The 11,765-nt window shown below is 46.1% G+C and carries 10 protein-coding genes; 6 read left to right on the forward strand and 4 right to left on the reverse strand.

Translation table 11 applies throughout. The annotated features are described in order from the left end of the window. Positions 1-48: 48 nt before the first annotated feature. The gene (locus QUA13_RS29265) at positions 49-348 is read right to left on the reverse strand and encodes a glycosyltransferase (protein ID WP_333204205.1); all 300 of its coding nucleotides are present in this window, start codon (positions 346-348) and stop codon (positions 49-51) included. 168 nt (positions 349-516) lie between these two features. Then, positions 517-918, reverse strand: coding sequence for a fasciclin domain-containing protein (locus QUA13_RS29270; RefSeq protein ID WP_333185817.1), 402 nt, complete (start codon positions 916-918; stop codon positions 517-519). 429 nt (positions 919-1,347) lie between these two features. Here QUA13_RS29270 and QUA13_RS29275 point away from each other — a divergent pair, with 429 nt between their 5' ends. The 6 genes from QUA13_RS29275 (at position 1,348) to QUA13_RS29300 (ending at position 9,872) form a co-directional block, all read left to right on the forward strand. Beyond that, positions 1,348-2,385, forward strand: a complete 1,038-nt coding sequence (locus tag QUA13_RS29275) for an aldo/keto reductase (RefSeq protein ID WP_333204191.1) — start codon at positions 1,348-1,350, stop codon at positions 2,383-2,385. Between the two features lie 838 nt (positions 2,386-3,223). Next, a complete protein-coding gene (locus tag QUA13_RS29280) occupies positions 3,224-4,528 on the forward strand; it encodes a glycosyltransferase family 1 protein (protein WP_333204193.1) in 1,305 nt (434 codons plus the stop codon). A gap of 120 nt (positions 4,529-4,648) precedes the next feature. After that, positions 4,649-5,890, forward strand: a complete 1,242-nt coding sequence (gene glf / locus QUA13_RS29285) for a UDP-galactopyranose mutase (RefSeq protein ID WP_333204194.1) — start codon at positions 4,649-4,651, stop codon at positions 5,888-5,890. A 148-nt stretch (positions 5,891-6,038) separates the two neighbouring features. After that, positions 6,039-6,398: an STAS domain-containing protein gene (locus QUA13_RS29290; RefSeq protein WP_333204196.1), complete on the forward strand. Its 360-nt coding sequence runs from the start codon at positions 6,039-6,041 to the stop codon at positions 6,396-6,398. A gap of 286 nt (positions 6,399-6,684) precedes the next feature. Next, complete coding sequence (locus QUA13_RS29295; protein ID WP_333204198.1) at positions 6,685-8,568, forward strand: glycoside hydrolase family 2 TIM barrel-domain containing protein; 1,884 nt, start codon at positions 6,685-6,687, stop codon at positions 8,566-8,568. A gap of 185 nt (positions 8,569-8,753) precedes the next feature. After that, positions 8,754-9,872 (forward strand): beta-glucosidase, encoded by a 1,119-nt coding sequence (locus QUA13_RS29300; RefSeq protein ID WP_333204200.1) that lies wholly within the window; start codon positions 8,754-8,756, stop codon positions 9,870-9,872. 195 nt (positions 9,873-10,067) lie between these two features. Here QUA13_RS29300 and QUA13_RS29305 read toward each other — a convergent pair whose 3' ends face one another. Then, positions 10,068-10,472 carry a hypothetical protein gene (locus tag QUA13_RS29305; protein ID WP_333204201.1) on the reverse strand — a complete coding sequence of 135 codons (405 nt, stop codon included), beginning with the start codon at positions 10,470-10,472 and terminating at the stop codon, positions 10,068-10,070. 92 nt (positions 10,473-10,564) lie between these two features. Beyond that, a complete protein-coding gene (locus QUA13_RS29310) occupies positions 10,565-11,467 on the reverse strand; it encodes a hypothetical protein (protein WP_333204203.1) in 903 nt (300 codons plus the stop codon). Positions 11,468-11,765 lie beyond the last annotated feature (298 nt).

Consider the following 11,765-nt stretch of genomic DNA (forward strand, 5'->3'; position numbering starts at 1 on the left):
ATTTTTGGCTGGCATACTTCTGGCTTTTCTGTGACTTGTGATTTATTATTATACCAGTTTTAATGCGAAACAGCTTAACACAGTCAGCTTAAAGCATTCTGCAAGATAGGGAGAAACGTAAGCGTCTGCTGCTTGGTAGAGTTGAGCTATTTGAACAAATGATAGCTGGCTACCAGTATAAATTAATCGGGGCGAAATTTTGGCTCTTTCGGTAGCGTTGAGGACAACTCGGCTGGCTTCGGCAATCTCGTCTCTGGAGGGATAGAGTAGTTCTGAGCCTTTTAAAACTAATCTGGCATGGGGATCTTTGTCAACAACCGCAGCGAAAGCTTTTAATAAGGGGCGAATGCCGGGAGCATCCCTATTCGTGCAAAAATATTAAACTGTAAATTCACCATAATAATTTTAATTATCGACCTGCGTAAAATATTTAAATCTCAACTATCAACTAAAACAGGGCGGTGGCTAACAACAGCCACCGCCCTCAAGATAGTATTGCGCTATCTAAATCTGTGCTTACGCAGGAAGCAAGACTGAATCAATAATGTGGATCACACCATTATCAGCAGCAACATCGGCTGTTGTAACGGTAGAATCATTGATTTTGACGCCATTGGAAGCATCAATTTTTACTTCTGAACCTTCAACTGTCTTGGCAGATTTCAGGTTGACCACATCAGCGGCCAGAACTTTGCCAGAAACGACATGATAAGTCAGGATTTTTGTGAGCTTAGGAATGTCCTTAAGCAGTGCTTCTACAGTACCTTCGGGAAGCTTAGCAAAAGCTTCGTCCGTAGGCGCAAAAACTGTGAAGGGGCCAGCGCCTTTGAGAGTATCTACTAAACCAGCAGCTTTGACAGCAGCAACTAGGGTTGTAAAAGATCCAGCCGAAACGGCGGTATCAACGATATCAGCCAAGTTAGTCACCTAGTTTTTGTAATCTATAAATCACTATAACGCTAAAAAGTTAATTTAGCTACATTAATTTTTTTTCTAGTTCTGTCTGGTTTTCTGATTATTTAAGATAGCATTTTTTAATTTAACTCCTTTCCTAAAATACCTATCTAAAGGTAGATATTTGTTTTTCCATTTTACTGTATTTGAATTTATTCATGTAATCGTAAATACATTAGTAAGACGATCGCCCCTGCGCGCTGTTTAAACTAAACGCAGGGGCGATGTCTGCGAACCCTTGCCTCTGCTGCGACATTTTGATTAGCTTAGCCAAACATTTAACATTCTGCATAGCGCTAACGAACCGCAAAAGCCCGCCACCCCGACTGATGACAACAGTTTGGGAAATCCCGATCTAAACTGTTAACAACCATTAACTAGCGGAAGGGTGACATGAGATACAAACTACTAGGTCACAGCGGACTTCGCGTTTCGGAAATCTGCCTTGGAACCATGACTTTTGGGGAAGAGTGGGGTTGGGGCGGTTCCTACGACGAAAGCCGTAAAATGTTCGACGCCTTTGCAGAAGCGGGCGGCAATTTCATTGATACCGCGAATCTCTACACCAACGGTACTAGCGAAAAATATGTCGGTGAGTTCATCGCAGCCGATCGCGAAAAATGGGTAGTTGCCACTAAGTATAGCCTCAACATGAAGAATGGCGAAATCAACGGTTTCGGCAACCACCGCAAAAATATGGTGCAAGCAGTAGAAGCAAGTTTGAAGCGATTGCAAGTTGAATACATAGATTTGCTGTGGCTGCACGCTTGGGATTTTACCACACCAGTCGAAGAAGTGATGCGCGCTTTTGACGATTTGGTGCGCGCCGGCAAAGTTCTTTATATCGGCATTTCCGATACGCCGGCTTGGATTATTTCTCAAGCAAATACGATCGCCAACCTGCGCGGTTGGACACCATTTATCGGCTTGCAAATCGAGTATTCTTTAAAAGAGCGAACTCCCGAACGGGACTTGATCCCTATGTCAAAAGCCTTTGATATTGGCGTCACAGCTTGGAGCCCCCTAGCAGGCGGCTTGCTGACAGGAAAATACAACACTTCAGAAACAGCCACCGAAACTAAACGGCTTAATTCACCGGACTCTGGAAAAATTAACGAACGAGACCTCAAAATTGCTGACGAAGTTACCAAAATAGCAGCCGAAATTAACAAGCCTGCTTCTCAAGTAGCCCTAAATTGGCTGCGACAACAGCCAATCAAAGTTATTCCAATTGTGGGTTCGCGCAAACTCTCGCAACTTCAGGAAAATCTCGCTTGTTTGGAGTTTGAATTAACCCCGGAACAAATGCAGCAGTTAGACAAAGTAAGTGCAATTGAATTAGGTTTTCCCCACGATTTCTTAAAGAGTTCGGCTGTGCAAGATTTTGCCTTTGGAGGGGGAATCGCCAAAATTGACAGCAGTCGACTGTAAAGTTGCTGCTATTTTTTAGTCGCGGGTTTGCGTGGATATTTTGCGTTCGATCGCAGAGATGGGCGAACCCGCCCTTAGAGGGATGATTGATATTTTTGCTGTGGACGCGACGTTAAACTGAGTTTCACAGCGCAAATGTCATCACATTGGTTTCTTGGCACAGACTCGCGCAAAATCTTAGGTTTATTGTTGCCGTTGCCTGGTTTCTTTGCTATTGTTGAGACAGGTGCTCTTCGGTGAGTTTTACCCCACTGCATAAACTGTCAATTGTTAATCTATCGGAAGTCTGAAATCTCTGTGCAGCTTTGTATATTAGGATACAAATTTTTCCTGCGAGCGATCGGATGAGTTTAAAAAAGGCTAGGTTTGTCAAATTAAAAAGCAACATAAACTTGATGGGAAATTTTCTATCCTCTCCAAATAAAGCAATAAAACTCGCTCTTTTTTCACCCCGTAGCTGCCAGTTAAGGGTGATTTTACAAGGTCGATCGGCATTTTAACCGCTTTTGAACCCAGCGTGTAAGCTAAGCGCATCCTGAGATAGAAGTCATCCTTCAGATAGAAGTTATAGCAGAAAAACTGGGTTATAGTTAACAACAATAGCAAGTATAACAATATTAACTTATCTCCCCGTTTCAATTCTGAAAAAAGCAGATAAGCGTGTTTCTCCGCAGCTAAACAATTTCTTTGTTTGGTTCCATGAATGCGGCGCTTGCTCGTCAATAAAAGTTCTCAGATTGATGCTTCTCGCGACTTTTAGCAAGACACTCCTGAGAAACAGATTCTATTGACAAATTTTCATTGACAAATTTTCATTGACAAATTCCAGAGGCTAATTATGTCGCCCCCCCCAAACTCAGTAAACAATAATTATAGCGGCAATAAAGGTCGAGCATGGGAGATCCGATTTACCTCTATAGATCCTGCCAAATCGCCTTCTCAATTCGCTCCCTCGCCGGCATTGCGCGCTAAATTATTAAAAGCTGATTCTTTAGATGCACCGGATTTAGTTTGCCTGTCTCATTTGCGGTGGAATTTTGTCTATCAGCGTCCGCAACATCTCTTGGGTCGCTGTGCGAAAAGTCGTCGCGTATTCTTTGTAGAAGAACCGATTTTTAGCGAGGCTACAGATTGGTGGCTTGATGTCAGCATCCACGAAAGCGGAGTCTGGGTAATAGTACCGCACCTGAGTGAAGGAACCAGCGAAGCAACAGCACAAACTGCTCAGCAAGCCATGCTAGATGATTTGTTTAAAGCAGCAGAAATTAGCCAGTACATCCTCTGGTATTACACACCAATGGCTGTCAGTTTCACAAGCCACTTAAAGCCGCTAGCTGTAGTTTACGACTGCATGGATGAACTCTCAGCATTCCAAGGCGCGCACCCGGATTTAAAAGCCAATGAAAACCAATTATTAAAACGCGCCAGCGTAGTATTTACCGGGGGACACAACCTTTACGAAGCCAAACAGCACCAGCACCCAAACATTCACGCCTTCCCCAGCAGCATCGAAAAAGAACACTTTGCGACAGCCAGGAATCTTTCAGAAGAACCAGCGGATCAAAAAGACATTCCTCACCCGCGTTTGGGATTTTATGGCGTCATAGACGAACGCATGGATATCGAACTGCTGGGGGGCATTGCGGAAGCAAGGCCGGACTGGCATTTAGTCATCATTGGCCCGGTGGCGAAAATCGATCCGGCAACTCTGCCAACTCACCCAAATATCCACTATCTCGGTGGCAAATCTTATCAAGAACTGCCAGCGTATCTTGGCGGATGGGATATAGCCATGCTGCCTTTTGCGATTAACGAATCGACTAAATTTATTAGTCCGACGAAAACTCCAGAATACCTCGCTGCCGGCAAACCTGTGATTTCTACTCCTATCCGCGACGTGGTGCGGCCCTACGGAGAAAACGGCTTGGTTCGGATTGCTAGCAATTCTGAAGAATTCGTTGCTTGTGCCGAAGAAATCTTCAGCGAAAGTTCGGACGTTCGCACCAAGTGGCTTAGCGAAGTTGACGCTTTTTTAGCAGACAATTCTTGGGACAATACCTGGGGCGAAATGCTGGGGTTGATCGAAAGTGCGATCGACGAGAAAAGGCCGAAAGCAGAAGGCAGGATGAAAGTTTTAAGTTAGGAATGTTGAGGTTTAAGTTAAAGAGTTACCAATTTATGAATTCAAAACTCAACACTCAACTATGCTCGCTTGTTGATTACCAATTACAAATTACCCTTACCCACAATCAGAGGTGTTTTAATGTTTGACTATTTAATCGTCGGAGCAGGATTTGCAGGTAGCGTCATTGCGGAAAGACTAGCAAATGAGGCCGGAAAAACAGTTCTGATAATTGATACCCGCAACCACATCGGCGGCAACGCATACGATCACTACGACAACCACGGCATCCTCGTACACAAATACGGCCCCCACATTTTTCACACGAATTCGCGCCCAGTTTTCGAGTATCTTTCGCGCTTCACCGAGTGGCGGCCCTACGAACACCGCGTCCTCGCCAGCGTTGACGGTCAACTGCTGCCAATTCCGATCAATCTCAACACCGTAAACCAACTTTACGGACTGAATCTCACCTCATTTGAAGTAGAAGATTTCTTCGCGAAAGTAGCAGAACCAAAGGATTACATTCGCACTTCCGAAGATGTAGTTGTCAGCAAAGTCGGCCGGGAACTTTACGAGAAATTCTTCCGCAACTACACCCGGAAACAGTGGGGAATGGACCCCTCGGAACTCGATAACTCAGTGATTGCGCGCGTTCCCACTCGCATTAACCGGGACGATCGCTATTTCACCGATACCTATCAAGCAATGCCCCTGCACGGCTACACTCGGATGTTTGAAAAGATGCTTTCTCACCCAAACATCAAGGTGATGCTGAATACCGACTACCGGGAGATTGAGGGTTTTATCCCTTACGGAGAAATGATTTACACCGGGCCTGTTGATTCTTATTTCAATTATTGCTACGGCAAACTTCCTTACCGTTCCTTGGAATTCAAGCACGAAACGCTAAACGTACCCGTACACCAAGCAGCACCGGTGGTAAATTACCCCAACGAACATTTATATACTCGCTGCACGGAGTTTAAATACCTCACCGGACAAGAGCATCTAAAAACTAGCATTGTATACGAATATCCCCAAGCTGAGGGAGACCCTTACTACCCAGTTCCGCGTCCAGAAAATGCCGAAATTTACAAGAAATATAAGGCTTTGGCTGATGCAACTCCGGGAGTTTCTTTTGTGGGAAGGCTGGCGACTTACAGGTATTACAACATGGATCAAGTGGTCGCTCAAGCTTTGACAACTTACAATCAAATTACTACCAAGCCAGTGATTGAATTGGCGGCGAATGTTAACGATTCTGCCTCTAATGTAAGCTCCTCGAATGGAGTTGTCGATCGCCCAGCCGCAGATTCTCTAAAGGTCGCTGCTGTCAACGGCAACGGCAACGGCAACGGCGGCAAATCTGGTAGCAAGTAGCTGGAAGCTTTGAGTTTGTAAGGGTCAAGATGTCTGGTGATCCGTGCGCACCCTACGGCGATAGCTAAAAACGTAAGGTATGCACGGATCACCCTACTCGGTTTGGATCAAAATTTATTTAACAATTCAAACAAGTGTTGAGGTGAAAATGAGAGTTATAATTAAAATAGTTTTGTCTCATGAGATTTTGCAAACTTCTCAATTTCCGCATTTCCATAAAGAAATAGAGCGCTTAATTGAAAGTGGTGGCAAAATTCTGATGCTCGATTTCTCAAAAATTAATTTTCTGAACAATTCCGAGTTAATGGCTGTAGTGGCGATCGTAAAATTAGTTAGAGACAGCGCCTGTATACTTTTGATATCTGCCATGAGCGAACAAGTTAGAATCCTATTTGAACTCACGGGACTAGAACAAATATTTCAGTGTTTGCCGCCTGTAGAACATGACGTTCCCCTCAAAAGTGAGCTAAGTGACCCTTTAGGAGGTTTGCACAGTCTTGCTAGCTAAACTAGAGTTATGAACTCGGGAGAGTGTCTGACTCAGAGTGGCGCAGAGGGGGAGAGACCCAGACAGGAGAGGCCCAGAGTGTCCGAGTGTCCGAGTCGGGGATCAGAAAAATCTTGCTTCTTCCTTGCTTCTGACTCATGAGTAATGACTTCTGCCTTCAGCACAAGACAGCCTTTAGATGAGGCTGTTTTAATTTGCTAAACTTTTACAATTAATCAGCAAAAAACTTGTCAAAGTCGGGGTAATTGTCGCTAACCTATATATATAACTTCGGGTAGATGTGCCGATGAGCTGGTTAGGTAGAGAGCTAGAAAATTGCGATATTGAAGAGTCTTCCACTATAGACAGCAAGATAACTGTTCAAGGGCGGAAAACAGGTTATCCGCGCCCCCAATTGCGCCGGAGCAACTGGATTTGTCTTAACGGTCAGTGGAAGTTTGCTTACGACGACGCGGGAGGCTGCGTGCAGCCGATCGATATTTCTGAGTGGACTCACACTATAGAAGTGCCGTTTGCTCCTGAATCGGCAAAAAGCGGCATAGGCGACACGAATTTTCACGCCAACTGCTGGTACGAACGCGAATTTGACTTACCCCACACAGAAAGCAGAGTGCTGCTGCACTTCGGGGCCGTAGACTACCGCGCGCGCGTCTGGGTGAACGGTCAGTTTGTCATCCAACACGAAGGCGGACACACTCCTTTCACGGCAGACATTACAGCAGTTTTGAACCTCAACGGGCCGCAGCGGGTGACAGTCTGGGCCCAAGACGACCCGCAAGATTTGGAGCAACCGCGCGGCAAGCAAGACTGGCAAATAGAGCCCCACAGTATTTGGTATCCGCGCACGACCGGCATTTGGCAGACAGTCTGGGTAGAATTGGTGCCTCACACTTATATCGAGCGCATCCGCTGGACTCCTCAGTTTGAACGCTGGGAAATCGGTTTTGAAGCGTTTGTCGCGGGCGATCGCCAGTCTGGAATCCAGATTAAAGTTAAACTGTCGATCGGCTGTATGCTGCTGGTCAACGACACCTACGAAGTCATCAACGGCGAAATCCACCGCCGCATCGCCCTATCCGACCCTGGTATCGACGACTACCGCAACGAACTGCTGTGGAGTCCCGAAAAGCCGACGCTAATTAACGCTCAAGTGCAGTTGTGGGCGGACGGCAAATTGCTCGACGAGGTTAAATCTTATACCGCCATGCGGACGGTCAGCATCCAGCGCGATCGCTTCATGCTCAACGGCCGCCCCTACTACCTGAGGCTGGTGCTCGACCAAGGTTACTGGCCCGACACCATGATGACTGCCCCCTCCGACGAAGCTTTGCGTCACGATGTCGAATTAGTTAAAGCAATGGGTTTCAACGGCGTCCGCAAGCACCAAAAAATCGAAGACCCGCGATTTTTGTACTGGGCTGACGTGCTCGGGCTCCTAGTTTGGGAAGAAATGCCCAGCGCCTACCGTTTCACTCCCAAAGCCGTGCAACGGCTGACGCGGGAGTGGACGGAAGTCATCGACCGCGACGCCAGCCACCCCTGTATCGTAGTCTGGGTGCCGTTCAACGAATCCTGGGGAGTTCCGAATTTAGTCGAAGCCGCAGCCCACCGCAACTACGTGCAAGCCCTTTATTTCTTGACAAAAACCCTCGATCCGACTCGCCCCGTCATCGGTAACGACGGCTGGGAAAGCATCGATACCGACATCCTGGCGATTCACGACTACGACAACAACCCGCAAACTGTGGCAAAACGCTACGGACCCGAAGTGCAGCTAGCCGATTTGTTCGATCGCGGGCGTCCGGGAGGGCGTATCCTCACCCTGGACGGGCACCCGCACCAAGGACAGCCGGTGATGCTGACAGAATTCGGCGGCATCGCCTGCGCCGGCCGCGAAAACCCGGATTTTCACAGAGTTTGGGGCTACGTGCGCGCGTGGGACACGATCGAACTGCAAAGGCGCTACACCGCGCTGCTGAAGGTGGTAAACCAAGTGGAAATGTTCAGCGGATTTTGTTACACGCAATTGACCGATACTTACCAAGAAGCTAACGGTTTGCTGTATGCCGATCGCACTCCCAAATTTCCCATAGATGTAATCGCGGCGGCAACTCTCGGCTGGGATATTCCCGAAGAAAGTTCACAGCCACAAGCTATTACTCAGTGCTAATTGGTGATTAGTCAAGAAAAAAGTAAAAATCTGAGATTTTTTTCTGATTTCATTTTGACTTTTTACCGATCGATATACTTCTTACAAAAATATTGTTTGTAGTAAGGACTTTAGTTTTTTATGATTGAAATCTAAGGACTTTAGTCCTGACTGCAAACCTGAATGCCCCATTACCCATTCGATTGATGTTTCAAAGTTTTTTCATGGGCGGATTTGAATGTTCTACCCACAGAGTGCAATCTGGAAAACGCCTCGATGTCACAGCCGCCACCGGTCACGATAAATTTGCAGTCGCCGACTACCAACGCTTGCAGGATCAAGGCATTTACACAGTCCGCGAAGGCCTCCGCTGGCACTTAATCGAACAAACACCCGGAAAATACGATTTTTCCAGTTCCCTGCCAATCATCCGCGCCGCCCGCGACATGAAAATGCAGGTAATTTGGGATTTGTTTCACTACGGCTGGCCTGACGATATTGATATTTTCAGTCCCGAATTCGTGTCTAGATTTGCTCAGATGGTGCGCGCTTTTATGGAAGTGCTAACTGAGGAAACAAACCAAACACCTTTCGTGACACCTGTCAATGAAATTTCATTTATTGCTTGGGCAGGCGGCGAAGTTGCTTATATCAATCCTTTTGCCAAAGGAAGAGGAGACGAGCTCAAAATCCAGTTGATCAAAGCTGCGATCGCAGCGATAGAATCAGTTTGGGAAGTCAATCCCCGCACCCGCATAGTTCAAATCGACCCCACAATTAACATTATTGCCGATCCTGATAAACCGGAGGATCGGGACGAGGCGGAAGGTTATCGCTTATCTCAATATCAAGCTTGGGATATGTTGGCGGGACGCTTTCGCCCGGAACTCGGCGGTAAGGAAAAATATCTCGATATTATTGGGGTGAATTATTACGATCGCAATCAGTGGATTCACAATGAAGATCCGATGAAATACACCGATCCGCTATACCGCCCGTTTCGTGAACTGCTGCAAGAAGTGTTCGAGCGCTACCGCCGCCCCTTATTCGTAGCAGAAACAGGCACTGAAGACGATTTTAGACCTGTCTGGTTTAATTATGTTTGCACTGAGGTAGTTGCCGCGATGAAAGCAGGAGTTCCAATAGACGGAATCTGCTTGTATCCGATTGTCAACCATCCGGGTTGGGACGACGACAGGCACTGTTACAATGGTTTGTGGGATTATTGCAATGAATCGGGCGATCGAGAAATTTACCAGCCTTTGGCGGATGAATTGCAGTTTCAAAGGCAGCAGATTGAACCGCTGCTGAAGTCGCAAGATTGACAATCGGGGCGATCGGCGATTGAAAAATAGGCGATTTCAATCGGCGATTGAAATCGCTTCTATACAAACGAAGTCCGCCTTCGCGGACTAAGAGATTGAGGGGGTATTTAAGCCGGATTTGGGATTAAATATAAAGGGGCGAGCACTCTTCTATTTTCGAGGGGGAATTAAGGGTGATCGCTTACATTGATTGGCTTAAAACTCCCATTCATAATCTGGATCGTCAAGGGCTGTTCTGACAGATGTCAAATTAGCCAGGTCTTTGAACGGACTAGACTTAGCTATTTCGGTAATTGAAGTCAGGGCTAAAGCTAACTGGTTATTATCACCGATTGCTATTGCCTCATCGACCTTTTCAAACAGAAAGTAAAAGTTCTGAGCACGCTCATCAAACGAGCATTCAAGATACTCGATCAAAGCATCCCGTTTTGCTTGAATTTCAGCAATCGTTGCTTTTTCCCAAGCTTCTATACCACGCCGTTTAGTCCGCTCTTGCTCTCCAACTATTTTGTATTCGGTGTAAGCTTCAACAACATCGCGTAAGCACTCAGCCACGGAGCCGGGATTAAAAATTTCTACAGGAACTTTTTTAGCTACCATTTCTATTTCCCTGGTTAAGTAGTAAGGCGGGAAATGCCCACCTTACAAATAGATTTTCTGCGTAAGTCTTAAGACTACTTCGAGCGTAATTTCTATTTCCCTGGTAAAATCCGATATTTCTCCAAAACCTTCACAGTACCGAGATTAAGCTTACCGTCATTGTTTAAAACAGGGGTTTTCAACATTTCTACAAGTCCCTTCATCAGAAGTCCTACCTGTTGGAACTTCTCAGCATCCCTCTTAGCATCAAAATGCTGAGATTCCAGTTGATTCAAACCTTGAACAGCACGAGTGTTCATAGATTCAAACACTTTTCTCAATTCAGTAATCCGCTGTCTTACTTGTTTGGCAAAGTCCTTAGCAAGTTTCATGTCTGCGATCGCCTTATTGACTTGAGCTTCATGCTCTCGCGCCTTTGTCATCGCTTTTTCGCCTTCACTAGCAGCAAAAAAGCCACCAATCGCCAAAGCTGGTAAAAGGGTGATACCGCCTAGCACAACAGCACCAACAGCCATACCACCGCCACCAGCCGCGATCGCTCCACCGCCAAACCATGCTAAGGTTGCATTCCAAGCAGCCGCTCCGCTGAGAGTTGAGATAGCGGTTCCCGTGCTTGCTGCTCCTAGTGAAGTAACAGCACCAATAGCGCCGCCGTAACCTGCTGCGGCTGCTCCAGCAGATTTAACGCCAGCCATAAAATATTGTTCTGCTCCTACCGCAGCAGCTTTGTACTCTTTCATCTGCTGAACTGAAAAATCCATCCCTTCTAAAAGCCGCTTTTCACTTTCTGAAGCCTTCCGACCAGTATTTTCAAGGAAGGTAACAAAGCGCTTAATTGTGCTTCTTATGACATTCAGTTGCAGTTGACCGTACTCTTCGGCTAATCTGTTTGTGGCTGCTTCTTCTCTTTTCAAATCTTCAACCGCCAACTCGAATCGCTTTTGAGCATCCTTGGCAAGTTCATTAGCTTTCTGACCTGGATAGAATGAAGGCATAAAATACTCCTAAGTTTGATTTTTAAGTCGGATTTTTCGACATCTTAAAAACAGGCGATTTTTTAGATACTTTGGCTTAATAACTCTGTCCTGGAGAAAACTCTACGCGGCAAGAAGTGAGCCTTGCCCTAATTACTTGTGTAAAATTAATCACGATCTTGCTTTCCCAGATCCTAATCTAACTACCTTTAACAAAGAAACTAATAAGCATTAGGAATCGTGTTATACCAATTTACTATGAAGTTGCACTTAATATAGCTTCAAGGATATAGTCCCAACCACAGAGGGATAAAACTTC

It is taken from the genome of Microcoleus sp. S28C3, assembly GCF_036700785.1.
GTDB classification, from domain to species: Bacteria; Cyanobacteriota; Cyanobacteriia; order Cyanobacteriales; family Microcoleaceae; genus Microcoleus; species Microcoleus asticus.

Bases quoted from the DNA above. Each gene is read 5' to 3' on its own strand.
- QUA13_RS29310 (WP_333204203.1), bottom strand. From the start codon at position 11,467: ATGCCTTCATTCTATCCAGGTCAGAAAGCTAATGAACTTGCCAAGGAT.
- QUA13_RS29300 (WP_333204200.1), top strand. From the start codon at position 8,754: ATGTTTCAAAGTTTTTTCATGGGCGGATTTGAATGTTCTACCCACAGA.
- QUA13_RS29290 (WP_333204196.1), top strand. From the start codon at position 6,039: ATGAGAGTTATAATTAAAATAGTTTTGTCTCATGAGATTTTGCAAACT.
- QUA13_RS29305 (WP_333204201.1), bottom strand. From the start codon at position 10,472: ATGGTAGCTAAAAAAGTTCCTGTAGAAATTTTTAATCCCGGCTCCGTG.
- QUA13_RS29280 (WP_333204193.1), top strand. From the start codon at position 3,224: ATGTCGCCCCCCCCAAACTCAGTAAACAATAATTATAGCGGCAATAAA.
- QUA13_RS29295 (WP_333204198.1), top strand. From the start codon at position 6,685: ATGAGCTGGTTAGGTAGAGAGCTAGAAAATTGCGATATTGAAGAGTCT.
- QUA13_RS29275 (WP_333204191.1), top strand. From the start codon at position 1,348: ATGAGATACAAACTACTAGGTCACAGCGGACTTCGCGTTTCGGAAATC.
- glf (WP_333204194.1), top strand. From the start codon at position 4,649: ATGTTTGACTATTTAATCGTCGGAGCAGGATTTGCAGGTAGCGTCATT.